This is a genomic window from Paenibacillus sp. 05T425, assembly GCF_056396205.1.
Map to the genome: position 1 here is coordinate 343,068 of NZ_JBFTLA010000005.1, position 24,999 is coordinate 368,066.

Consider the following 24,999-nt stretch of genomic DNA (forward strand, 5'->3'; position numbering starts at 1 on the left):
TGGGAGGAAGCAGATCATGTCGGTGGAACCGGTTGTATCGTTGCCGTTGCCGAAAGTCGTATCGCTTAATGTCGGCATGCCGGTTGCGATGGCTCATGGCACGAAAGAAGTTGTATCAGGAATTGTGAAGCAAGCATCGGAACAAGCGCATGCTTTGTCGTATACCGGTTTGGAGGGGGACGGTCAGGGAGATACCGTTCATCACGGCGGGCGCGACAAAGCTATTTGTGTTTATTTCGAGAGGCATTTGCCGCATTGGTCGGATAAATACAATCGTTCATTCGAAGCCGGTGCGTTCGGGGAGAACTTAACGGTGTCAGAGTGGACGGAGCATGACTTATGTATTGGTGATATCGTGCAGATTGGCGATGTTATCGTACAAGTCAGCCAGCCTAGGCAGCCATGCTATAAGCTTGGCTTGCGACATGAATTGCAGGAGCTCCCGCAGGACGTTCAGCTCAGCGGATACACCGGGTTTTATTTTCGCGTGATTAAGGAAGGTATGCTGAAGACAGGCTTGGAGCTTAATCGCATTGGGCGCCATCCGGCAGCCAAATCGATTGCCGAAGCGAACCGGCTCATGTATATCGACAAGGAGGATGCGGCAGGTTTGCGCGAGCTTTTATCGGTAGAAGAGCTCTCGATTAGCTGGCAGGAGCAGCTTGGCAAGCGGCTGCGGCGGCTTGAACAGCAGGAAGCTTAAACGCATTACAAGAATCGTTGCTTAGCTTTAAGGAGGACAACCGGCAGTGAAGGACAACATAGATTTTGCGCTATTTTTGGATCAATATTCGTTCAAAGACGATTGGCGCATCGAGCATAAGGAAAGCGGCATGAATAATACAACTCGGATGGTAACGGCGGGCACCGAACGATTCGTTCTGCGGATTTATAATAATCATAAGGACATCGACATTGTTGCGCTCGAGCATGAGCTGCTGGCGTGGCTTAATACGAAAGCGCTGCCTTTTCAAGTGCCGCTGCCCATTCGCAATAAGCTTGGTTCGACCGTAACAAGGGCTGGTGACGAAACGATCGCTTCGTTATTCCGTTTCATCGAAGGAGATCGAACGGATGCTGAGGAGAACCATCATGTGTTCTTGCTAGGTCGAGCTGCGGGTGAATTGACCGTTGCGTTAAAGGATGCGCAACCTTCGAAACCGCCCATCTACAGTCCCTATTATTTGCTCGAAGAAACATATGCGGCAATGGACGAAGAGAGCTTCATTTCGTTAAGTGATCGGTCTGACGAGCTGATTGCAAGGCGTAATAGGATGATCGCTCTCATGTCAGAACGGCAGAAGCTGAAACCGTTAAGCGAACGCGTCGCGAAGCTGCCAAAGCAGTGGATCCATGGCGATCTCGTTTTCAATAATACTGTAGTCCGAAATGAGAGGATATCAGGAGTGCTGGACTTCGAGTTCTGCACCGTAGATGTACGGGCGATGGAGCTGGCGGTAACAGCTGTCGATATGATCAGACCGGGGCGGGAGGATGTACTCGATCGGATTAAGCGGCTATTTGCGGGTTATTCCGAGATCATAGAGCTGTCGGCTCGAGAGCTGGAGCTGCTGCCGGCGATTATTAAACTTAGGCTGCTCGACGTTGCGCTGCATTTCGCAATAAGGTTCAAGGATGGACTGGATGCGGACGATGTGCTGTGTGGCATTATCGATCAATCTGCTTATGGCTGCGAGTGGGTAGAACTTAATTGTAATGAGCTGCTTCATCAGCTTCAGCCATAAAGATTCAATACTTTCAGAGAGGATGGTATGCAACATGAACTTGGCGAAAGCCCTCGGATATAAGGAAGAGGATCGGCTTCTAATCGTGAACGGGGATGACTTCGGTTCTTGTCATTCCGTTAATGTCGGCATCCAGCAATTGCTGGAGGAAGGCGCCATCAGCTCGGCAACGTTAATGCTTCCTTGCGCTTGGGCGCGTGAAGCGGCTTTATGGAGCGCTTCGCATCCGGAGCTCAATGTAGGTATCCACTTTACGTTCACAAGCGAGTGGGATGCTTATCGTTGGGGTCCTGTGAATCGCAATGGCGACAGCTCTTCGCTCGTTACGAATGAAGGCTACTTTCCGCCGGACTGCAAGACATTCGAGCAACAAGCCGATGAGGAGCAAGTAAGAGCGGAACTGATCGCACAAGTGGAGATGGCTCTGCAGCTCGGCGTTAAGCCGACACATGCCGACAATCATATGGGCAGCCTCTATGGGCTGACAATCGGACGCAACTTTTTGCCAATTGTATTCGATGTATGCGCTGCATACGGTTTGCCGTTCCGCTTGCCACGTTATCTGCTGCAGGAAGATGGTCAGGTGGCGCCTCCCGAGATGGCGGAGCAAGCGAAGCAGCTTGCCGATTATGCAGCATCGAAGGGCGTAGTCGTGCTTGATTATTTGCTTGGGCTGCCATTCCAATTGCAAGAAGGCGAGACGTATGAAAGCTTTAAAGCGAATATGATCGGCTTGCTGCGAGGGCTGCGTCCTGGCGTAAGCGAGGTCATTATACATCCATCCGTCGTGACTGATGAGCTGCGGGCCTATCACTTTCAAGCTGAGAAACGCGGGATGGAGCTGGAATTATTCCGCGATCCAGATATATTGCGTACGTTAGAAACCGAAGGAATCAAGATGATCCGCTGGAGCCAGCTGCAAGAGCTGCAACAAAAACTAGCCGATCAGGCTAGCCAATAAGAAGGAGCTGCGTACATGTCATTCGAATCTGTCAAACAATTAGCCGAAACCGTTAGAAGCAACATCGGCCGCGTCATTATCGGAAAAGAAGAAGTAATCGATCTGCTGCTGATTGGACTAATCACATCAGGACATGTGCTGCTTGAGGATGTGCCGGGAACAGGCAAAACGCTTCTGGCCAAGTCGCTAGCGAAGTCATTGTCTTTGCAATTCAAGCGGATTCAGTTCACGCCGGACTTATTGCCGTCGGATCTAAGCGGCATTCATTTCTATAACCAGAAGCAAAGCGAATTCGAGTTCCGTTCCGGACCATTGTTCACAAATCTGCTGTTGGCGGATGAGATTAACCGCGCGACTCCGCGCACACAATCAAGTCTTCTCGAATGTATGGAGGAGCGGCAGATTAGCATAGACGGAGAAACAAAATGGCTTGAACGGCCGTTCATGGTCATTGCGACGCAAAATCCGGTCGAGCACCACGGTACGTTCCCGCTGCCGGAAGCGCAGCTAGACCGTTTCTTGTTCAAAATAAAGATGGGCTATCCGACAACTGAAGAGGGAATACGTCTGTTAAAAAGGTTCAAAGACAATGATCCGTTGCAGTCGCTCGAGCCTGTTGCAGAGCAAGCCGCTATTGTGCAGGCTCAGCAGACTTATACGGCTGTAACGATCTCGGATGACGTGCTTGGTTATTTGCTTCGACTTGTCGAACAGACAAGATCGAGAGAAGAGGTCGCGATCGGCGTCAGCCCTCGCGGCAGCCAAGCGCTCTTGCGCGCCGCTCAGGTTCATGCCATTCTTCGCGGCCGCGATTTCGTAACGCCTGACGATATTAAGGCGATGGCTAGGCCAGTTCTTGCGCATCGTCTTGCTTTGCGCGGTCTGCAGCGCAGCCATAACCATGCGGAGGCGATTATAGATGATATTATTCGCCAGACGCCCGTGCCAGCGGAAGCCGGCTTAGCTGTGAAGTAGGCGGCAGGCGATGCTATTATTTTGGTTCATTGTCGCCACTGTTATCATTTTATTCATACAGAGCCGTGTATTTCGCCGATATGCGCTTAAGCATATTAGCTATGAAAGACATTTTCAGCAAAAGACAAGCTATCGCGGCGAGCAGGTTGAACTGGTCGAGCAGATCTCCAACAGCAAGTGGCTGCCCGTTCCTTGGCTGCGCGTAGAATCGCAATTGTCCGCTTTCCTGCGATTCCAGCACGATGACAACTTTGCGGTTAGCAGCGGGCAGCTCTCCCAGAATCATAAGAGCTTCTTCACCTTCCGGCCGTATACGAAGGTGACTCGCAAACATCGCTTCACTTGTGCGAGAAGAGGCTGGTATCGTCTTCAGACCGTGACGCTGACGGGCGGCGATTTGCTTGGGCTTACGAGCGCATCGCGACAGATTCCGCTCTCGAGCGAGCTGATCGTTTATCCGAAGCCGGCACAAGTACCTGTACAAGAGCTGCCCTATCATAGCTGGCAGGGCGAGCAAACGGTCAAGCGCTGGATCGTCAGCGATCCGTTCGTTATAGCGGGCGTTAGAGAATATCAGCCTGGCGACAACTTCAAGCAGGTCAATTGGAAAGCGACGGCGAGGACGGGGAAGCTGCAGGTGCATCAGCATGACTTTACCGCCGACCGCCGGCTAATGATTTATTTGAACGTGGACGATGCGGAGGGAATGTGGCGTTCGGTATCAAATGATGCGCTCATTGAACAAGGCATCGAGTGGGCGGCCGGTGCTGCTGAAGCCGTTATCGCAGAGGGAAGCGAAGTGGGCTTCGCGACGAATATGCCGTTATTCGGGGAGCGTGACAGCGTTCGCATTGAGCCAAGAGGCGGCCACGAGCAGCTTATGACTATATTTGAGAACATGGCCAAGCTGGAGATCGAGCGAACGGAGCTATTCGATCGTTTGTTGGAAACGGAGGCAGCCCGCGGAATGCACGATATGGATATTCTGGTCATCTCCGCATATTGGAATGAGTCGCTGGAGCAGGCGGCGGAGCATTTGCGGTACAACGGAAATGCCGTTGCTGTGTGGCACTTAACCGACCCATCTGATAAGCGCAGCTCAGAACGGTCGAATCAAGCTGCAAGCGGGCAAGCGGAAGAGGTGATCGCTTAATGAAGTCTATGATGCGTTCAGGCTCGATGGCATCCCTCGTCCAAGGCTACGTGGAGCTTCTATTTTTCTTGCCTTTCGTCTTAACCGCAGCCGTATACACGCTTGGCGATAGCGCCGTCTGGCCTTGGAGCGTTTCGTTAGGTATCGGTTATTGGGCTGGCTCCGCCATAATAGGGGCAAAGCCGATCAAGCGAAGAATATATCGTCTGCTGCTTTCAGCAGGCTTAGGTTTATTTTTAACGGTGTTAACTTTCTTGCTTGTTGAACAAGCATTAAGCCCAGTACCTGTCGTGATCTGCAGCCTCATTGGTGCTGTTTTTGCCTATCGAGGCATGGCATCGACGATACGTGGATGGTACAATTCTTTTCCAAACTCGCAGCTGTTAACAGCCGTATGCGTATATATAGCTGTTCAGCCGCTCAAGCTTTTTTTGTTAAAAGAGCTATCCTCCTATAATGTCGTGCTCATTTGCTGCGGAATTGCGGCCGTAATTTTGTTTTTCTTTATTGCGAATGAGAGACATATTGGCGCGGAGACAGCCGACACGGGCAAATCGAAGACAACGCTTGATTTCAAGCGTCAAAATCGGCTTTGGATCGTTTTGCTGCTCGTGGTCATAGCCATAATAACGATGTTCAGGCAAATTCAACATGCTATCGAGCGCTTCATTAAGCAAATCATCGATTCGATTATGGAATGGATGAATCGACCTCGGGAGAACGAGGTGCAGAGCGAGCCGCCTAGTGAAGCGCCGCCGCCGGCATTGCCTCAGACCGAGACCAAGCCTCCTGCTGATTGGGTCGTTCTATTGGAGCAGATATTGAAGATCGCTGCAACGATTCTCGTCATTGTAGTCGTCTGTTTCCTGCTCTATTACTTAGGTAAAAAGCTGTATCGGCTCGTTCAGTCCTTCATCTCAAAGATATGGGAGCGAAGCGCGGATCGACAAGGTGATGACGCGAACTATTCGGATGAAGTCGAAAGCTTAATGTCGTATACAAAGCTGAAGGATCAACTAAACGGCTCGCTGCGGAGATTGAGCCTTCGAGGGAAGGACAAGGAGCCTGGCTGGCAGGATCTGAAGTCGAACGCCGAGCGGATTCGTTATTTGTACAAGAGACTGCTGAGTGGCGGAATGAAGACAGGCTATACGGTCATTCCTAGCTTGACACCTCGTGAAACGGCTGCCGATATGGAGAAGAAGAAACAAACCGTTATTGCATCTGAACATGTATCACCGCTTATCGATGTCTATGAAGCTGTTCGTTACGGTGACAAGTCACCAAGCGACGAGACGGTAGCTGATCTAAAGCGGAAGCTCGATATACAGTAGTGGGTAACGTACGAGTATTTTTCCTTGTTTAGAGTGGAAATCATCCAGCCAAACAGACTGTTGAACGTTGGTCAATCACTTTTGAGTGGAAAATATACAGCCTAATTCACTCTTGCAGCTCAATTCCATCAAACTGACCGCATTAGCCTGTAGGAAATCCAATCAAACTGCTGATCTGATGTTATTTAGCCCATTTGACTGGATGAAATCCACTCAACCTCAACGGGGGGATTACGGCGTTTCCTGATACGAGAACGGCAATAGACCGAGAGTCAGAAATGGCGATGCTGGGATAACTTCCCCGGCACCGCCATATTTGTATTATGCGAGCTGGGTTAGTCCCGTTTGCTCATGATATGGTCTGCTATTTTGTTGCCGTGATAACGGCCTGATTCGATAAAGATTTCATTCGCTTCGTGCCTGGAAGCTACGACGCCGGCGAGGTAAATGCCAGGAATATTCGTCTCCATCGTCGCTTCATTAAAGGTCGGATAACCTTCAGCTTCCATCGTTACGCCCGTTTGTGTTAAGAAGTTGCGGTCGGGGTGGAAGCCGGTAAGCGCAAGGACAAAATCGTTCGGAATGAGCTCGGCGCCTTCCGGTCCTTGTATCGTAATGTCATTGTTGCCGATGGCTGTAACCGTGGAGCTGAATCGCATTTGTATGAGTCCTTGAGCCACTTTCTTCTCGAAGCCCGGTCTAACCCATGGCTTGATGCTGGAGGAGTAAGATTCACCGCGATAAATAACCGTTACTTTAGCTCCAACACGTTCCAGCTCCAGTGCAGCATCGATGGCCGAGTTACTGCCGCCGATAATGGCGACCTGCATGCCGACATAGGGATGGGATTCGCGGAAGAAGTGGCTCACTTTATCAAGCTCTTCGCCGGGTATTCCGAGAACGTTCGGATTATCGAAATAGCCTGTAGCGATAATGACGTAGCGGGCGAAATAAGCACGCGGTTCGCCGAACCGATTTTCACCTTTGACTATGAAGCCATCGTCCTCGCGTTCAATGCTTTTGATCGTTTCATAGGCTTGCACGCGTATTTGATGGCGCTGAGCAGCTACACGATAATAATGAAGCGCTTCAAGACGTGATGGCTTTTCACTAGCCGTCGTAAAAGGGATGTCCCCGATCTCCAGCCGATCAGGGGTGCTGAAAAATTGCATATAGGTCGGGTATTGCGAAATAGAATAAACGATATTCCGCTTCTCAATGGTGAGCGGATTCAAGCCGATTCTCTGCAGCTCTATTGCCGCAGCTAAACCGCAAGGACCTGCTCCGATAATGATAGCTTCTTCCTTCTGCATCGTATGATGTTCCCTCCTGAAACCAGTCGTCATCTTTATTTATCTATCGATCATTTTACTTGGGTCAACCGTGTTTATGCAAATTTGGCGTTTGACTCTCTTGTACAGGCAATGGAATATTGTATAATAATGTGTAACCGTTCTTACGTGAGGAGGAGCCAGCATGCAGCGGCGTTTTGTGATAGAAGCAGTATTAGTAGCAACGTATGGGCATCTGCTCGTACCGAGTCGGCCCATAGATTATGTCGTTCCTTATTCTTCGATTGCCGAATTATATGAGATGCGGGACGGAGCCGATCCGGTCATGGATGATCCGGATGATGACGGTCACGTTAAAGCGAAGATTAACGATCTCATCGCTTTCTTCGAGGATCCGCTCAACCGCAAGAAGATAGAGAAGGCGATGCAAGTGCCATGGCGCGAGAGCTCGCCGTTGCTCCTGAATGAGATGATCCAGTTTACGGTTGTGCATGGGGTAGATAATGCGCATTATGGAGAGACGTTCGACCCGATCGAAACCGAGCTGTTGCTCACAGGCATAAAGCTCCATATTCCGCTCTTATCCGATCAATTCGAATTTCAAGACCGACTCATCGAAGCAGGCGTTCCGGTGCAGGTCTATGATATAGAGGATTTCGAGTTTGCGGTAGAAGAAGGCATATCGACTGAAGATTTGGAAATGTCTAACGAGCCATAAAAGAAGAAGCGCTGGAGGCCGCTTGCCAATGAATGATGGGCGGCTGTCAAGGCGTATTTTTTTTGTTTAGCCTCTTGCGCATCTATTTGCCAAGGTGTTAAGATTTGGTTGGGTTAGAAAACAATACTACCGTAATTAAAGAAGAAGGGGGTCATCGTATGTTTAATTGGACTGTTGGTGAGCAAGGCCGTAACATCGCGTTGTCGAATCAGTCCCAACCAATGGTTCAAACATGCCGACCGGCCTGCCTTCGCAAAGCGGTGACCATATAGCGAGATCGCTATGCTGTCAGCCGTTAATACGAAGACCGCGAGCCTATCTACGGCTTGCGGTCTTTTTGACGTATAGGAAAGTATAAGGGTTTGCTCAGAAAGGGGTTGGCAAAATCGAAATGAAAACGCTTATGAGAATTATGGTCTACGTAAGGCCAAGCGCCAAATGGGTCGTAACCGCAATAACCATTATGGTGGTAGCAACACTGATCGATCTAGTAGCGCCATGGATCCTCAGGGAAATATTCGATAAGGGGATCGACAAAAAAGATATGTCTGTCGTTTTCTGGTTGACGCTCTCGCTCATCGGCGTACAGGCGATTAAGAGCGGAGCGATGTTCGTACAAGGCTATTCGCAGGAGCTTGTCGGGCAAAATGTCGTGTTCCAGCTACGCAAGGAATTATATGCGCATTTGCAACGGCTATCTTTCTCCTATTACGATCGTGCTCAGACGGGGCAATTAATGTCCCGAATGACCGGGGATATCGATTCGGTCAAAAACTTCGTCGGTTTCGGGGCGATGAATCTCATTACGGGCATGCTTACTTTTTTGGGAACGGTCATCTTTATGATGTCGATGCAATGGAAGGTTACGTTGATAAGTCTTGTGACGATTCCGCTGATCTTATTCGTACTGTGGAGATTCAATCATAAAGTCGGTCCAGCTTGGAGTAATATACGGGAGCAGATGGGACGGTTAACAACGACGCTTCAGGAAAATATTTCGGGTATACGAGTTGTAAAGTCGTTCGCTACAGAGAAGGTTGAGGAACGGAAGTTCGCCGAGCGCAACGAACAGAACTTCGAGACGAACATGGAGCGCGCCAAGCTGGAGGCACGCGCCTTCCCTCAGATGGGCTTTTACGGCGGACTTACCTTCGTGCTCATGATATGGATCGGCGCTATCTTCGTCGTGAAAGGTGAGATGACGCTCGGAACGTTCATGGCGTTCCAATGGTACACATGGGGAATTATATGGCCGCTCAACATGCTTGGCTGGCAGATCAACATTATGCAACAGGCGATGAAGGCAGCTCCCCGCGTGTTCGAGGTGTTAGACACGAAGGTCGATATCGAATCGCCAGCAAACGGTGCTTCAACTGACGGCATGAGCGGCAATGTTGTGTTTGACAACGTTTCTTTTTATTTCGACGACCAAGATCAAGAGAAGGACAGCCCGATATTGGACCGCATATCGTTCACGGTTGATCGAGGCGAGGTTATCGGCGTATTAGGTTCGACCGGTTCCGGCAAAAGCAGCTTGATCGGCTTGTTGTCCAGATTTTATGACGCGGCAAGCGGACGGGTGCTCATAGACGGCATTGATGTCAAAGACTACGACCTCGATGGCTTGCGCAAGAGCATCGGCATTGTGCCGCAGGAAACGTTCCTATTCTCTGCTTCAATTCGTGATAATATCGCATACGGCTGCCCGGATGCAACGCAGGAGCAGATCGAGAATGCAGCCAAAAAGTCGCAAATACATGACTTTATCGTCGGTTTGCCGGACGGTTACAATACGCGCATCGGTGAACGAGGCGTTGGTCTCTCCGGCGGTCAGCGTCAGCGTGTAGCGCTGTCGCGCGCGATCCTCATGGATCCGCCGATCCTTGTCCTGGACGAGGCGACGGCAAGCGTTGACACCGCAACCGAGTCGGCGATTCACGAAGCGCTGCTGGAGGTTATGGAAGGGCGGACGACATTCATTATTGCCCAGCGCTTGTCCTCCATTCAGCATGCGAATCGGATTATCGTACTTGAGAACGGACGCATAACCGAAGAAGGCACGCATAAGGAACTGAATGAGCGAGGCGGCTTCTTCAGCCAGCTATTCAACCGTCAGAAGCAGATTGCGCTGCATAAATAACCATTTTACTTAAGAAACGAGGTGCTTCATGAGTCAAGTCGAATGGGATATGGATGAAGATATCGAGGAAAAACCGTTTAATATGAAATATATGCGGCGAATGCTGCGCTACCTATATCCGTACCGCAAGCTGATGAGCTTAGTTGTTGTCATTGTACTGCTCAACATGCTGCTAAGCTTATCCGAGCCGATTATACTCGCTTATTTGATCGATAAAGGCATTGGAGACAAAAACTATGCCGTCATTACCGCGTTAGGGGCATCATTACTCGGCATCCGAATCATAAGCTGGCTGTTCAGCTGGATGCATACAAGATGGATTAACTTCACCGGCCAACGGATTTTATTCGATTTGCGTCAACAGCTGTTCAATCATCTGCAATCGTTGTCGTTCCGTTTCTTCGACGGTCGTCCGGCAGGCAAGATTATGTCGCGGATAACGAATGATACGAACGCCATCGGCGAGTTGATCAACGGCGGCTTAATAACGATGGTAATGGAAGTCACGCATTTGCTCGGCATTGTCATCATCTTGTTCTGGATGGATTGGCAGCTTGCCATCCTATCGTTCGTTATGATGCCTTTATTGTATTTAATCGTTGCCAAAGTCAGGCCGAAGATCGAGGGCTCTTGGTCGCGTTCGCGTTCCACGATGTCCGCAATCAACGGCAACCTGAACGAGACGATCCAAGGAACACGCGTCGTTCAAGCGTTCTCGCGCCAAAATAAAAATAACGACAGGTTCAACGAAATCAACATGCGTAATAAGAAAGCGTTCATGCGCGCCATTACGCTTGAATCGACTGTCTATCCGCTTGTCGAGATGATCGGGATGATCGGCACTTGTATCGTCGTTTGGTTCGGCGCTATTCGCGTCATCGACGGCGCTTTGTCGCTAGGCTTCATTATGGCGTTCATCAACTATTTGTGGCGTTTCTGGGGCCCGCTCAGCGCCTTGTCGAAGGTGTACAGTCAATTGCTCTCGGCTATGGCATCCGCGGAACGTATATTTGAAGTATTGGACACCGACTCCGAGGTGAAAAACAGCAGCGACGCCCGCGAGCTGCCGCCAATAGCAGGAGGAGTGGAGTTCGAGCATGTCTCCTTCCGTTATGAAGAGAGTAAGCCTGATGTGCTTCATGACGTCAGCTTTAAGGTGAAGCCGGGGCAACGGGTGGCCCTCGTCGGTCCAACCGGCGCTGGCAAGAGTACGATCGTCAATCTGCTCATGCGTTTCTATGACGCAACTGACGGCAGCGTTCGAATTGACGGTATGGATGTGAAGGATGCAACGCTGGAGTCTTTGCGCAAGCAAATGGGGATCGTGCTGCAGGATTCTTTCATCTTCGCGGGATCAGTGGAGCAAAATATGCGCTACGGTAACGAGGATGCGACTGATGAACAGCTTCGCAAAGCGGGGGAGAGCGTACGATTAGACCGTGTCGTCGCGCAGCTCTCGGACGGCTATGCAACAGAGTTGGAGGAACGAGGCTCGAAGCTGTCGGTCGGACAGCGACAGCTGCTTGCATTCGGACGGGTATTGTTGTCCGATCCGCGCATCCTCATTCTCGATGAGGCGACATCCAGCGTCGATACGGAGACAGAGCAGCATATCCAGGAAGCGCTCCAGACGTTGCTTGCTGGACGGACGGCGTTCATTATCGCTCATCGGTTATCTACGATACGAGACGCAGATATTATTCTCGTCGTACAGGACGGCCGTATTGCGGAACAAGGCTCGCATGAAGCGCTAATGAAGCAGGGCGGGCTGTATGCGAACCTCGTGTTGACGCAGCTGTCGATGCAGGAATCCGTTATTTTGCAGACGAGTTAGTTAATCTGCTGCACTTATTCCTATTCTTTCGTTCGATCAATGGCAAGGGCCATCGTCTTATCGGTGAGATGCGCATAAATTTGTGTCGTTTCCGGTGAGGCATGGCCCAATTGCTCTTGTGTTTTATAAATATCGTTACGGAGATAATAGTCCGTTGCGAACGAATGCCTTAATTTATGGACAGATAAGTATGGCTTGCCGAAACGCTTGGCATATTTAATAACCATCTCMTGGATCGCACGTTTTGTCATCCTCGCACCTTCGTTTTTGCCATTGGCGATCGCCAAAAACAAAGCCTTCTCACGTTTAGGAGCTTTATATCTCGTCTCACGCAGCTGTAAATACGCTTGTAAATCTTCTACCGCTTCTTGGCGAAAATAGACCGGCGTCTTAAAGTTATCGTCGTTGCGTCCTTTGCGGTACACATGAGCAAGCTTCTTCTTCACGTCCACATCGTCCACATTCAAATTAACGAGTTCGGACACGCGAAGCCCTGAGTGCAGGATGAAGCTGATTATGCACGCATCTCTTGTTTTGTTCAGCTCATAGGAGTACAGCGCTTGCTTATTAGAAGCGATATCCGTCTCGTATTGCTGTTGCACATAGTACATAAACTCCGATATTTCTTCTTCTTGCAACAGCTTTCCTTCTAGCTTGGCGGCTGTATCCTTCGGCTTATGTGTCCGCTTGATCGTTACTTTGGCCATTACATTCCGTTTCAATAACGGGTAGAACTGCTCGTCCTCGGCAATTTGGCTTAAGTAATGGAACAAGGAGCGAAGGGAGGACAGCTTGCGTGAGATCGTCGTCTTGCTGTTACGCTCTTCCTTATAGGTAGACAGGAACATCCGATAGCCGTCGATGCTGTCCATATGAAGCTGTTCCAGCTCGAGCAGTGTTACTTGCCTGACATCGCTTGCCGAGGACAAGCCTTCAGCCATCAACCATCTCAGGAAAGTATCATAGTCTCGGATGTATTCAAGCAACGAGGAGGGGGACAGGTCCGGCAGCTTATAGTTGATAAATTTTTCGATGAACCAGGGCATAGTGAGAATTTTTTTGTCGAGCTCCAACCGGTCTTTTTGCTTAATGATGTTCATTCGTTTGCACCCCTCAATTCACGTGTTTAATTATTAATGATATAAAGTTTACATAATTATTGTTATGTTATCACACGAAACTCGTGTCCGATTTTCTTTATAAGTAGTCTTTCGAATCTCCTATATTGTAGCAATCACCTCGCCAAGTCACAACGCGAAACGCAAAATTAAATAAGGCACAGCATCCGACTAAGCCGGACGATGCGCCTGTATGTTCCTATTTGCCTAAACCGTTGGGGCTCTAAGGATATGCCCTCATAAACGACGTGAAATTATATCAATAAATGAGAAAAATGAATACTAGTAAATATATGTAATTTCTAGATTGAGGTTACATTTAATCAAGAGCTTATGCTACACTCGTAAAAACCAACGGCCGATGATCGTTTTACACGATTGGAACGATAAACGATTCGGTGAATAAGGAGGATATTCATAACGATGAATAAACGATTGATTAACTATAGTATGGCATTATTGATCGGTATTATGCTCGCTCTAGCGATACCAACAACACAAGCGAATGCGGCTGCTCCGGCAACATTAAAGTACGGTAGCACTGGTCCTGACGTACCGGACTTGCAATACCGACTGAAAACATTAGGTTATTTCGACAGCTCGATTACGATGTTTTTTGGCGATGATACGTACGATGCATTGATGAAATTCCAGAAGGACTACAGCATTGCGGTGGATGGCATTGCCGGCAAACAAACGTGGGAGACGCTGAAGAAAGTATCCGTCAATCAGAAGGAGCTTGATCTGCTTGCTCGTATCATTTATGCAGAATCGCGCGGAGAGCCTTATAAAGGCCAGATCGCAGTCGGAGCTGTCGTGATGAACCGTGTTGCCGCATCGGGCTTCCCGAATACGGTTCAAGGCGTAATTGAACAGCCAGGCGCTTTCACTGCTGTTGATGATGGGCAATATTATATGAAGCCGGATTCGACGGCATACAAAGCCGCATTGGAAGCGATTCGCGGCAACGACCCGACTAATGGCGCGTTGTACTACTTTAACCCGGATACCGCTACATCTAAGTGGATCTGGTCGAGACAACAGACACTGAAGATTGGCCGCCATATTTTCGCAGTTTAAAATGAACAGCGTTTAGAGATTAATAATCTCTAGACGCTGTTTTTATGTTCGGCAACTCACAATAACGACATAAACATAATTATGTAAACAAAGCTGGAATATCAATTCTCAAGGTTCGCAATTTTGTATGAATAGGTTATAATGAAAGTAACTCTCGTTTTGATATTAAGTGATTTTACAACCATTATTCGGAGGTGCTTCAAACAATGAAAGTAGAAATATGGTCGGATTATGTATGTCCGTTCTGTTATATTGGCAAAAGAAGATTCGAAATGGCATTAAGTAAGTTCGAGCATAAGGAGAATATCGAAGTCGTATACCGCAGCTTCGAGCTTGATCCAGGTGCGGATGCGAATTCAGGTATTAGTACGCTTGAAATGCTTTCCAAAAAATACGGCATGTCGATTCAACAAGCGAAAGCGAATACGGAGAATGTCGCGCAACAAGCAGCAGAAGTCGGTCTCACATTCAATTTTAACGGTCAAATCGTTACGAATACGTTCGACTCGCATCGTCTGATGCATTACGCTGCTTCACAGGGCAAAGACAAGGAGCTTTCGGAGCGACTATTCAAAGCGCATTTCACAGACAATGACAACGTCGGCAACCATGAGACACTGGCTCAGCTTGCGGGAGAAGTGGGGCTTGATGCAGCAGTTGCGGCTCAAATACTTGCGTCTAACGACTATGCGGACGCCGTGCGCGGTGAAGAAGACGAAGGCAGTACGCTAGGCATACGAGGCGTTCCGTTCTACGTATTTGACCGTAAGTATGCAGTATCCGGAGCGCAATCTCCTGAAACCTTCCTTAGTACTTTGATCAAAGCTTGGGAGGAAAAACATCCGACGCTCGTTCAAGTTGATGGGGATGATGATGTATTATGTACGGATGGTGTATGCGCGCCAGACGCTAAACGCTCGTAATGGACAGAATCGATCCTACTGAATCAGACCAGAACAACAGCAAATGTCAAATAAAGCGGACGGCGATAGTGAGCCGTCTGTTTTTTGACTGCGCAGAAATTAATTGTGATGGAAGGATAAGCAAAGTAGCATTGCAGAAGCTCGCCTCGGGCATACAAGTCGGCGATACAATCGAATGGTCGGGACGATTATGGGTATTAGCGAAGAGGGCGGAAGACAGAAGCAGCGATCAATAATCATAAATTGATCGCCGTCAAGATTTGTTTTGCTGCGATATTCAACTTATAATAGGGAACGTGCTTGTTAAATGGTTTGGGGGGAATAATACGTGAGTGCAGAGCAACAGCGCTTGCTTGTCTTCGCCGGATCCTATTCGGAGGCCGAAGAAAGCGGAGTCTACGTGTATGCTTTTGATGAAGAAACCGGACAATTAACGCTATTAAACGAATATGCGGGATTAAAAAATCCAACATTTGTTCAAGTGGATGCAGAACACAATCGATTGTACGCCATTTCGGAGACAACGATGGAGGATGGYCGTAAGGTTGGGGAAGCGGCAGCATTCGCCATCGACGGAGCTGCAGGCAAGCTAACATTGCTTAACCGTGCTATAACGGTCGATTCAACGACATGCCATATTCAATTGGATGCTTCAAAAAGATTTGCCACAGTTACGAGCTATCATGGAGGAATGATTGGTTTACATGCTCTAACAGAAGATGGGCTTATCGGAGAGAAACTGGACGTAGCACAGCATACAGGCAGCAGTGTTCATCCAGAGCGGCAAGACCGACCGCATCCGCATTCCTCGTTCTATAGCCCGGACGGACGTTATTTGCTCATTCAAGATTTAGGCTTGGACAAAATTGTCACTTACAAGGTAGACAAGGAAGCTGGTAAACTGATTGTTGTAGCGGAAGTAGCACTTCATCCTGGAGCAGGACCTCGTCATCTGACGTTCCATCCGAACGGCAGCTATGCGTATGTCATTAATGAGGTAGATTCAACCGTAACCGCATTTGCCTATGATGCTCAATCAGGTCAGTTATCGACGATTCAGACGGTATCGACACTGCCTGAAGGCTTCGAAGGCGACAATTCCTGTGCCGAAATCACAATTAGCAATGACGGTAAATATGTGTATGGCTCCAACCGTGGTCATGACAGTATCGTTGTTTATGCGGTAGACGAGCAATCGGGCAAGCTGACGACGATTCAGCATATTTCCGTTCAAGGCGGACATCCGCGTCATTTTGCATTAACACCAAGTGGACGTTACTTGCTCGCAGCGAATCGCGACACGAACAATATTGCGACGTTCGCCGTAGATCAACCTAGCGGGGAGCTTACGTTCACAGGAAATAACGTATCGGTATCCAAGCCGGTATGCATTCAACCCGTATATATAACCGTATAGAGAGCATTGAAATGAAAAAGGGGATTACACAAGCGTGACTACTAGCGATGAAGCAAAACCGAAGCTTAAACCGACGAAAATATGGAAATGCAAAAACAGTGACTGCAAAGCATGGGTAAGAGATGAGTTCGCGTCTGCGACTGAGCAAGCATGCCCGATCTGCAAAGGGCCGATGCTTCGCAGCATGAGACATCTGCCAGCGGTACAGAACAAAGCGAAGCCGCAGCCGCGCAAGCCTAAATCCGACTTTTAAATTAATTATACGAGCCTAGCAAGCCCAGCCCTTTCACTAAGCGGCTGGGCTTTATCGTTCTCAGCGCTTCCAATCTGTGGTAGGATAAAGTTATTCTTCGAAAAATAAGGACGGTACAACGTCATGTTATTTTATTTTGCCGCGCTGCTGCTGGCTGCCATTATTGTATGGATAAACAATCGAAGCAGCGAATCAAGCCGCTGGGCATCGTTTTTCCTGTTTTTCGCTGCAATTGGCGGTACTACAGATTGGCTAGTCAGTCACAATGCTCTACATGAAGCTAGACTTGTTCAGCTATTAAACTATACGATAACACCGTACGGCGTTCTTATATTCAGCTTATTGTATGCGGACAAGCTTCGTACGGGGAGAGGCAATAGAAAGGCGAAGCTGCTGTTGCTTATTCCTTCAGTTATTATGGCTATTCTGGAATATACCATGCCGAATCGCAGTTTCTTTTATATCGTACTGCTCCTATGCAGCGCACCTTATTATTTAATGACCTGTTACCTGCTGATTACGTCGTTCTGGCAAGAAACAGATGCTCGCATGAAACGAAATCGCTTCATCTCGATGTTGATCATCGTGCCGCCCTTGCTAGGCGTTCTTATCTTTATCTACGTTGCTAAAGTGATCTATCCATCTTTTGATTTCTTTCAATACATTTCAGTATTTATGATCTATTCCTTCGCACTGGCGCTGCTATGTACGTTTCTGTACGGAGTGCTTGGCGTAAGGCTTAAGTTCGAGCAAGACCCGCTTCAAAGCACGATGCAGGCGGTCAGCTCAGGTACGGCGTTGCTTAATCATTCCATTAAGAACGAGATTGGCAAAATCGCCATAAGCACCGAAAATTTGAAAAGCATCTACACCGGCGATAGCGTAGTCAGCGAGCAATCACAGCAGCATATGCTAATTATCGAAAATGCGACCGAGCATATGCTGGGCATCGTATCGCGCATTCACAATCAAATGAGGACGATCGAGCTTCAGGAGCAATCGACCCGGCTCGATAAGCTGATGGAGCAATGTATCGTACATCACAGCGGTCTTTTCCAAAAATATGATGTGGAAGTTGCAAGCAGTTATGAGGTTAAGCCGGTCGTTGTATGCGATCCGTTCCACTTGGCTGAAGCGATCAGCAACGTGTTAACGAATGCATGTGAAGCAATGGCTGCGGATGGTAAAGGAAATATAAACATTAAGATAGAAGCTGTCAAACGCGCAGTCGTGCTTACGATTCAAGATAGCGGGAAAGGTATCCCGCCGGAGCAACTGAACCGAGTATTCGATCCGTTCTACAGCAGCGGCAAATCAGGCAAAAACTTCGGTCTTGGCTTATCGTATGTCTACAATGTGATGGCGAAAAGCGGCGGCAGCGTGAAGCTTGCGAACGGGGAGAGAGGCGGACTTGCCGTATCGTTTTATTTTCCCCGCCATAAAGTAGTCCGAATGGGTTAAGAGTCAGGCTAAGCAGAACGCGCGCGCCAGGAGGGTGCTAAGATGAATCATATCAAGGTGTACGTCGTTGAAGACGATCCGGATTGGATTAAAGCAATCACTTCCTATCTGAACCGAGAAGAGGATATTCTCGTTGTTGGTGCAGCCACGAATGCCGATGACGCGGTACGAGGAGCGCAGACGACGCAGATCGATATTATATTAATGGATATACAGCTGGCTGGCAGCAGACTTGACGGCATTCAGACCGCGATGGAATTGCACGGATTGACGTCGGCGAAGATTATTATGTTAACGTCATTAAATGATGAACAATCGATGACGAAAGCTTTCACCGCTGGAGCGATTCAATATTTGGAGAAAACCCAGTTCAAGGAGCTGCCGCAGACGATTCGGAATGCCCACCTCTACCCAGCCCCAATGGAGGCGCTGCTTAAGGAGTTCGCCAGACTCAAACGAGAAGAGCAGCTTAAAGACTTAACTCCGGCCGAGCGAGAAGTGTTCGAGCTTATTGAAACCGGGCATACGCAGAGCCAAATCGAGCAGAAGCTGTATAAAGCGGAAAGCACGCTCAAAAATCAGGTTAACAAAATGCTCAAAAAGTTTGGTGTCAAAAGCAGCAAGGAAGCGATCGAGAAAGTGAAGAAACGTGGTCTAATGGATGAATCAGACGGCAATAAAAACTAAGGGGTACTACAAATCGTAGTACCCCTTTGTCGATCGTACTACAAAAGTTAGGTCTGCCCTGTGATGCAGGGTCAGCATTAAGATAGAAGCAAGCAGAGAGGGTTGAACACGATGAGCGACAATAAACTGAAACAACCAATGATCATGCTCGTTGATGGGCATTGTCACCTATGCAACGCCATCACGAAGTTCGTCATCAAGCGCGACAAGGAGGCTAAGTTCCAATTCGCCTCGCTTCAATCGCAGATCGGACAGCAGCTGCTTGCTGAGGGCGGTCTTCCGCTCCACGACCTGGATACGTTCGTATTCATCCGCGGCGGACGTTATTATACGAAGTCGGGAGCCGCCTTGAGAGTACTTGGCCAGTTGAACGGCCTGTGGCCGTTGCTCTATCCGTTCATTATCGTACCTGCGCCAATTCGAAATGTCGTGTATAGCTTCATCGCCAGCAATCGCTATCGTTGGTTTGGCAGATCGGAAAGCTGTCTGCTGCCGAATGCAGCCTTGCGCGAGCGGTTTATCGATGAACCACTTATAAACAATGACAAGGAGTGAACGTTGTGAAGCGGAAGCCGATCTACGTAGAGCTGAATATTGAAGCGCCGTTGGAAGAACTGTGGGTTCATACACAGCAGCCCGAGCTGCACCAGCAATGGGATTTGCGATTCACTGAGATTAACTATTTGCCCCGTGAACAAGAAGAGGCTGAACAACATTTTCAATATCGTACGCGAATTGGCTTTGGTCTGCAGATTGAAGGGACGGGAATAACGACGAGCAAAGAGAAAGCAGGGAAAGACGGGAAAGAAACTCGTCTATCGACGCTTTCCTTCCGCTCGGAACAAGCTATGTCTCTGATCAGCCAAGGCGGGGGATATTGGAGCTACAAACCTGAAGGGGATGGAATCGTAAAGTTCATCACTCTATACGACTATCAAACCCGCTTCGGCCTCCTAGGTAAGCTATTCGATACCGCCGTGTTTAGACCGCTGTTCGGCTTCGCGACGGCTTGGAGCTTCGATCGTCTGCGGATATGGCTGGAGCATCGTATTCCGCCGTCCGTCACCGCGGGAAGAGCTCTTGTCCATTATACAAGTGTCATTACATTAGTATCGCTTTGGTTTTATATGGGTCTTGTTCCTAAGCTATTCTATACAGAGACAAGCGGAGAGTTCGATATTATGCAGCATACGGGCATGTTCGGAGGCTACGAAGTGCCGATGATCCGCGTGCTCGGAGTACTCGAGCTATTCCTTGGTCTAGCCGCTGCGATCGGTCATCGTTCCGCATGGTCTTCCATACTACAAGCTGCATTATTGCTTCTGTTAACGGTTCCGATCTGTATCGTCTATCCCGAAATGCTGCAATCCCCATTTAACCCCGTTACCGTGTCACTGCCCATGCTTGCTTGCTGCTTCGCAGCCTACAAGACTCGAAACTTCCTTCCAAGTGCAGCCAGATGTATTAGAAAACCGCCTGCAACACGTAAGTCGGGAAGGGGGAAAGTCCATGAAGTCCATATATGAACAAGCGCTTGGAGCCGACTTTGGCAAACTTCACCCGCGCATCCAGCAGCGGTTCGGGTTCAGCAGCTGCGATCGTAAGGCGTCGATCGGACATGGCGTTATGAAACAAATCTGGTACTCCAAGTGGGCGCTGCTGCCGTTATTTCTAGGCACGTTCCGTCATATTATGTTTCCGAATGGCGGGAGCAACATTCCGTTCACGATAGAGAACTACGCATATGTCGATCCTTCGGGCAGAGAGACGGTAACTTGGATCCGCAAGTTCGAATTCCCGCGAATCGTTAGACATTTTGATGCGACAATGGTATTCAGCAAGCGCCGTCAAGCGATCGTTGACTATCTAGGCAACAAGCAGCATTTAGCGGTCGATCTTGAGCTGTCGGTCGCACCTAACGGCGGACTGCGCATTTGCTCCGGTGAGCAGCGGTTTTATGAGGGAAAGCTGCAATTTGTTTTCCCGAGTCTGCTAACGGGCTTCGCCGATGTATGCGAATGGTATGATGACGAGCAGGCTTGCTATCGAATTACGGTACAGGTACGCAACAAGCTGCTCGGGACGGTGTTTCGTTACGAGGGTGCATTCCAGGCTTCATTCATAGCCACGGACGAGGAAGCCATTCCAATCGGTATTAAACCGCTTCGCAATGAAAGCCGCGAATAACAGCTTTTTAATAATCCTTTTTTGTCACGCTCCTAGTAAACGTTGTATAATGGCAATAGACTACACAGAATAGGGCTTCAGCACTCGCAAGCTGTCAGCCATTGCTATATACGAATGGAGCATATTACTAATGAAGAGGTTCAAGAAGTTCTATATCGAGACAACGAGCATTTGCAATCTTTCATGCACGTTCTGCCCGCCAACGCAGCGCGCGAAAGGTTTCTTGCAAGTGGAAGATTTCAAGAAGACGCTCGATCAAATAAAACCGCATACCGACTATATTTATTTCCATGTGAAGGGCGAACCGCTGCTTCATCCGAAGATCGAGGAGCTGCTCGATATTAGCCATGAGAAGGGCTTCAAGGTTAATATTACGACGAACGGTACGCTCATTAAGAAAGCCAAGCCTAAGATTATAAACAAGCCGGCATTGCGCCAAATGAATTTCTCGCTTCATAGCTTCGACGGCCATCCCGGCTCAACCGATAAAGAAGGTTATCTCGCAGAAATATTAAGTTTCGTGAAGGAAGCGGTAGCGAGCAGCAACATTATCATCTCGTTCCGTCTGTGGAATCTCGACATGGATAATGAAACCAATCTGCAGAAGATGCGCAATCGTGAGCTGCTTGCGATGATTGAGAAGGCGTTCGATCTGGATTATAGGATCGACGAGCAGTTCATCCCAGGCACGGGAGTGAAGATTGCTGAACGTATATATTTGAACCAAGATCCCGAATTCGATTGGCCGGATTTGAATGCGCCTGAGGACGATGGGAAAGGGTTCTGTTACGCGCTCCGCAATCAAGCTGGCGTCCTGATCGACGGAACGGTTATTCCTTGCTGTCTTGACGGCGAAGGGGTCATTAATCTGGGCAACATTCACGATGGGCATTTCTCAGACATCGTGGAGGGAGAACGCGCAACGAAGCTGTATGACGGCTTCTCGCGTCGTGAGGCTGTAGAGGAGCTGTGCCGCAAGTGCGGTTATCGCAAGCGGTTCGGATAATAGAGAGATGAGAAGATAGGAGAATGCGTGCATCATGGATTTCATAATGATTATCAAGGCGATTATTTTGGGAATTGTAGAAGGTCTTACGGAGTTTGCTCCTGTATCCTCCACCGGACATATGGTTATCGTCGATGACATGTGGCTTCATTCCGAGGCGTTTTTAACAAAGTATGTGGCGAATACGTTCAAGATTGTCATTCAGCTAGGCTCGATCCTGGCTGTGCTTATTATTTTCCGTGAACGATTCATTGAGATGCTCGGTTTGCGCAGAGGAAAGAGAGATGAGAACGGGGGAGAGCAGGGCGGTCGCCGTCTGAAGCTGGGCCATGTCATTACCGGGCTTATTCCTGCAGGTGTGCTTGGTTTACTATTCGACGATTACATTGATGAGCATCTGTTCTCCATCCGCACCGTGCTTGTAGGACTGGTTATAGGCGCCGTATTCATGATTATCGCAGACAAATTCGGACCTAAGCGTCCGAAGGTCGAGACGGTCGATCAAATTACGTACAAGCAAGCGTTCAGCGTGGGACTTATACAATGTGTCTCGTTATGGCCGGGTTTCTCGCGTTCCGGTTCGACGATTTCCGGCGGCGTCTTACTCGGACTAAGCCATCGCGCAGCGGCGGACTTCACGTTCATTATGGCCGTTCCGATCATGGCGGGTGCGAGCCTTCTGTCGCTTGCTAAGAATTGGGAGTATTTCACGCTCGATTATCTGCCATACTTTATTGCTGGTTTTATTGCGGCTTTCGTATTCGCTTTGATCTCGATCCGCTTCTTCTTGAAGCTCATTAATCGGATTAAGCTTGTCCCGTTCGCGGTTTACCGTATCGTGCTCGCAGCAATTATTTATATCGTTTATTTCTAAAACAGGGTTGATGGCATGAGAAAAGTGGCGGTTACGGGAACTGATTCCTGTGACCGCCACTTTTCGGATTATCATTTGGGCTTGCCGATGCCAAGTTGTTGAGCTGAATAAATGCCGGAGCGGCCCGAGCATAGGTAGCTGATGATGCAGCCGATGAACAAGTAGATCGCGCCCTCGCCGCCGAACAGTTCAATGCCCATAATGAAGCAGGCAAGAGGTGTATTGACTGCTCCGCTGAATACGGATACGAAGCCGATAGCAGCGAGAAAAGGGACGGACAGCTGCAGCAGTGCAGCAAGCGAGCTGCCCAGCGTCGAGCCGATTACGAATAATGGCGTAACCTCGCCGCCTTGGAAGCCCGCGCCAAGCGTAATGGCAGTAAATACGGTTTTCCATATAAAAGCGAGCGGTGATGCAGCTTCCTCGAACGATTGCTGCATGAGCGGGATGCCAAGACCGATGTATGCTCTCGATCCGGCCACGTAGACCAAACCAATGATGATGAAGCCGCCAATGAAGCTGCGGAGAGCCGCATGCTTGAACAACTTTCCGAACCAAGCCTTCATTGCATGTGTCAGTTTGATGAAAGTTAATGCCATTAATCCAAATAAAATCGAAGCGATGACGACTTTTAAGAGCACCATTGGCTGTAGGTCAGGCACCTCTCCCATTGCATAATGAACATGTGTAACTCCCCATGCCGTGGTGATAAGATGGCCCGTGTAGCTAGCAATAAAACAAGGAAGCAGCGCTTCATAGCTAAGCAATCCGATCGCCAGCACTTCAAGGCCGAACACCGTGCCGGATAGAGGCGTACCGAAAATGGAACCGAAGCCGGCGCCGATTCCGCAGATTAAAACAATTTTACGGTCCGGCGCTTGCAGTCGAAACCATTTGCCGATCCACTCCGCCAAGCTGCCGCCCATCTGGACAGCCGTTCCTTCTCTGCCGGCGGAGCCGCCGAACAGATGCGTCGTCCACGTTCCTATCAATACAAACGGAGCCATACGCAAGGGAACGATGCCGTCGCCTTTGTGAATTTGCTCCAATATAAGATTATTTCCTTTGCCTGACTTGCCGCCATATTTCATATATAGATAGCTAATCGCAGCACCGCCGAACGGCAGCAGCCACAATAGCCAGCCATGGCTTAGTCTCGTATCCGTGACATACTCTAAGCCATTTAGAAATAATGCCGAAGCCGAACCGGCAAGCACCCCGACAATGCCGGCGAGCAATACCCATTTAAGCATATATGCAGCAACGCCTAGCGGGGTGAAACGATTAATCGCGTATTGTAGTTTAGTTCGAATAGAGGACAAAGGAATATACTCCTAGCACAATTATTTGTGAGAACCTGTACATTCTCGCAGCTATCTGCTATTATACACCGACATGTCCAAATCGAATATGGTATAGTTAGAACAGTCCTTTGCTAAGGCTGATCGACAGCCAAAGCGCATGATACACATTAACAGCCAAATAGATGAGAAACGTGACCGAAATTGAAGCGTGAATCCATCTATACGGCTTCAAACGCGGATAGAGGAACAGTAAAAGGAGGGGCAGCAGCAGCTTGATGCCGTAATAGCTGAGCCGATTCGTTTCGTAAATATGTTTGACTAGCGGGTTAAGCTCTTCAATGAGCTGAAGCCGCAAGCCTACATCCGTAAATATCGCATCCGTTATGCTGCACACAAGCAGACCAATGAACATCATGCGAGTTGATTTACTAGTCGAAACGTTCATTGTATATCCTCCTTGCATCAATATCCGCAATAACATTTTTATTATTATCGTCCAAGTGCAGCGACTTCCATCCTAAGATGGATGGTAGCGTG

24 protein-coding genes are annotated in these 24,999 nt (G+C 48.8%); 20 read left to right on the plus strand and 4 right to left on the minus strand.

Going from position 1 to position 24,999, the window contains the following annotated elements:
- The first annotated feature begins 16 nt into the window (after nt 1–16).
- From AC1DF0_RS13510 to AC1DF0_RS13535, 6 genes are read left to right on the plus strand one after another with little or no spacing between them, the layout of a single operon-like run.
- Nucleotides 17–703 carry an MOSC domain-containing protein gene (locus tag AC1DF0_RS13510; protein WP_442049735.1) on the plus strand — a complete coding sequence of 229 codons (687 nt, stop codon included), beginning with the start codon at nt 17–19 and terminating at the stop codon, nt 701–703.
- A gap of 46 nt (nt 704–749) precedes the next feature.
- Nucleotides 750–1,745 (plus strand): phosphotransferase, encoded by a 996-nt coding sequence (locus AC1DF0_RS13515; protein WP_477574339.1) that lies wholly within the window; start codon nt 750–752, stop codon nt 1,743–1,745.
- A gap of 34 nt (nt 1,746–1,779) precedes the next feature.
- Nucleotides 1,780–2,706, plus strand: coding sequence for a polysaccharide deacetylase family protein (locus tag AC1DF0_RS13520; protein ID WP_477574340.1), 927 nt, complete (start codon nt 1,780–1,782; stop codon nt 2,704–2,706).
- Nucleotides 2,707–2,721: 15 nt separating this feature from the next.
- Nucleotides 2,722–3,681: an AAA family ATPase gene (locus AC1DF0_RS13525; RefSeq protein WP_477574341.1), complete on the plus strand. Its 960-nt coding sequence runs from the start codon at nt 2,722–2,724 to the stop codon at nt 3,679–3,681.
- 10 nt (nt 3,682–3,691) lie between these two features.
- Nucleotides 3,692–4,834 carry a DUF58 domain-containing protein gene (locus AC1DF0_RS13530; RefSeq protein ID WP_477574342.1) on the plus strand — a complete coding sequence of 381 codons (1,143 nt, stop codon included), beginning with the start codon at nt 3,692–3,694 and terminating at the stop codon, nt 4,832–4,834.
- Nucleotides 4,834–6,168 (plus strand): DUF4129 domain-containing protein, encoded by a 1,335-nt coding sequence (locus AC1DF0_RS13535; protein ID WP_477574343.1) that lies wholly within the window; start codon nt 4,834–4,836, stop codon nt 6,166–6,168. The genes AC1DF0_RS13530 and AC1DF0_RS13535 overlap by 1 nt, the downstream gene beginning before the upstream one ends.
- A gap of 335 nt (nt 6,169–6,503) precedes the next feature.
- Here AC1DF0_RS13535 and AC1DF0_RS13540 read toward each other — a convergent pair whose 3' ends face one another.
- The gene (locus AC1DF0_RS13540; protein WP_442049729.1) at nt 6,504–7,481 is read right to left on the minus strand and encodes a YpdA family putative bacillithiol disulfide reductase; all 978 of its coding nucleotides are present in this window, start codon (nt 7,479–7,481) and stop codon (nt 6,504–6,506) included.
- A 163-nt stretch (nt 7,482–7,644) separates the two neighbouring features.
- Between AC1DF0_RS13540 and AC1DF0_RS13545 the strand changes: the two genes are divergently transcribed.
- The 3 genes from AC1DF0_RS13545 (at nt 7,645) to AC1DF0_RS13555 (ending at nt 12,152) form a co-directional block, all read left to right on the plus strand.
- On the plus strand, nt 7,645–8,178 hold the full coding sequence (locus tag AC1DF0_RS13545; RefSeq protein ID WP_442049728.1) for an ADP-heptose synthase: 534 nt from the start codon (nt 7,645–7,647) through the stop codon (nt 8,176–8,178).
- Between the two features lie 391 nt (nt 8,179–8,569).
- Complete coding sequence (locus AC1DF0_RS13550; RefSeq protein ID WP_477574344.1) at nt 8,570–10,318, plus strand: ABC transporter ATP-binding protein; 1,749 nt, start codon at nt 8,570–8,572, stop codon at nt 10,316–10,318.
- A 28-nt stretch (nt 10,319–10,346) separates the two neighbouring features.
- Nucleotides 10,347–12,152, plus strand: a complete 1,806-nt coding sequence (locus AC1DF0_RS13555; RefSeq protein WP_477574345.1) for an ABC transporter ATP-binding protein — start codon at nt 10,347–10,349, stop codon at nt 12,150–12,152.
- Between the two features lie 20 nt (nt 12,153–12,172).
- On the opposite strand, the gene xerS is transcribed toward AC1DF0_RS13555, so the two are convergent.
- Nucleotides 12,173–13,252: a tyrosine recombinase XerS gene (gene xerS / locus AC1DF0_RS13560; protein WP_477574346.1), complete on the minus strand. Its 1,080-nt coding sequence runs from the start codon at nt 13,250–13,252 to the stop codon at nt 12,173–12,175.
- Nucleotides 13,253–13,693: 441 nt separating this feature from the next.
- Between xerS and sleB the strand changes: the two genes are divergently transcribed.
- The 11 genes from sleB (at nt 13,694) to AC1DF0_RS13615 (ending at nt 23,158) form a co-directional block, all read left to right on the plus strand.
- Nucleotides 13,694–14,350 carry a spore cortex-lytic enzyme gene (gene sleB, locus AC1DF0_RS13565; RefSeq protein ID WP_477574347.1) on the plus strand — a complete coding sequence of 219 codons (657 nt, stop codon included), beginning with the start codon at nt 13,694–13,696 and terminating at the stop codon, nt 14,348–14,350.
- A 206-nt stretch (nt 14,351–14,556) separates the two neighbouring features.
- Nucleotides 14,557–15,273 carry a DsbA family oxidoreductase gene (locus tag AC1DF0_RS13570; RefSeq protein ID WP_477574348.1) on the plus strand — a complete coding sequence of 239 codons (717 nt, stop codon included), beginning with the start codon at nt 14,557–14,559 and terminating at the stop codon, nt 15,271–15,273.
- Nucleotides 15,274–15,601: 328 nt separating this feature from the next.
- Nucleotides 15,602–16,690, plus strand: a complete 1,089-nt coding sequence (locus AC1DF0_RS13575) for a lactonase family protein (RefSeq protein WP_442049722.1) — start codon at nt 15,602–15,604, stop codon at nt 16,688–16,690.
- 34 nt (nt 16,691–16,724) lie between these two features.
- On the plus strand, nt 16,725–16,943 hold the full coding sequence (locus tag AC1DF0_RS13580) for a cold-inducible protein YdjO-related protein (protein WP_337101356.1): 219 nt from the start codon (nt 16,725–16,727) through the stop codon (nt 16,941–16,943).
- A 123-nt stretch (nt 16,944–17,066) separates the two neighbouring features.
- Complete coding sequence (locus tag AC1DF0_RS13585; protein ID WP_442049721.1) at nt 17,067–18,404, plus strand: sensor histidine kinase; 1,338 nt, start codon at nt 17,067–17,069, stop codon at nt 18,402–18,404.
- Nucleotides 18,405–18,446: 42 nt separating this feature from the next.
- Nucleotides 18,447–19,091, plus strand: a complete 645-nt coding sequence (locus tag AC1DF0_RS13590; RefSeq protein ID WP_442049720.1) for a response regulator — start codon at nt 18,447–18,449, stop codon at nt 19,089–19,091.
- A gap of 111 nt (nt 19,092–19,202) precedes the next feature.
- Entirely contained in the window at nt 19,203–19,646 is a 444-nt protein-coding gene (locus AC1DF0_RS13595; RefSeq protein WP_442049719.1) for a thiol-disulfide oxidoreductase DCC family protein, read from the plus strand.
- A 5-nt stretch (nt 19,647–19,651) separates the two neighbouring features.
- Nucleotides 19,652–20,617: a DoxX-like family protein gene (locus AC1DF0_RS13600; RefSeq protein ID WP_442049718.1), complete on the plus strand. Its 966-nt coding sequence runs from the start codon at nt 19,652–19,654 to the stop codon at nt 20,615–20,617.
- On the plus strand, nt 20,601–21,278 hold the full coding sequence (locus AC1DF0_RS13605) for a DUF4166 domain-containing protein (protein WP_442049717.1): 678 nt from the start codon (nt 20,601–20,603) through the stop codon (nt 21,276–21,278). The genes AC1DF0_RS13600 and AC1DF0_RS13605 overlap by 17 nt, the downstream gene beginning before the upstream one ends.
- A 130-nt stretch (nt 21,279–21,408) precedes the next feature.
- On the plus strand, nt 21,409–22,284 hold the full coding sequence (locus AC1DF0_RS13610) for a radical SAM/SPASM domain-containing protein (RefSeq protein WP_442049716.1): 876 nt from the start codon (nt 21,409–21,411) through the stop codon (nt 22,282–22,284).
- Nucleotides 22,285–22,318: 34 nt separating this feature from the next.
- A complete protein-coding gene (locus AC1DF0_RS13615) occupies nt 22,319–23,158 on the plus strand; it encodes an undecaprenyl-diphosphate phosphatase (RefSeq protein WP_442049715.1) in 840 nt (279 codons plus the stop codon).
- Between the two features lie 71 nt (nt 23,159–23,229).
- Here the strand turns inward: AC1DF0_RS13615 and AC1DF0_RS13620 are convergent, their stop codons facing one another.
- Together AC1DF0_RS13620 and AC1DF0_RS13625 are read right to left on the minus strand one after the other, a co-directional pair.
- Nucleotides 23,230–24,411 carry a voltage-gated chloride channel family protein gene (locus tag AC1DF0_RS13620; RefSeq protein WP_442049787.1) on the minus strand — a complete coding sequence of 394 codons (1,182 nt, stop codon included), beginning with the start codon at nt 24,409–24,411 and terminating at the stop codon, nt 23,230–23,232.
- A gap of 166 nt (nt 24,412–24,577) precedes the next feature.
- A complete protein-coding gene (locus AC1DF0_RS13625) occupies nt 24,578–24,907 on the minus strand; it encodes a DUF5658 family protein (RefSeq protein WP_442049714.1) in 330 nt (109 codons plus the stop codon).
- Nucleotides 24,908–24,999 lie beyond the last annotated feature (92 nt).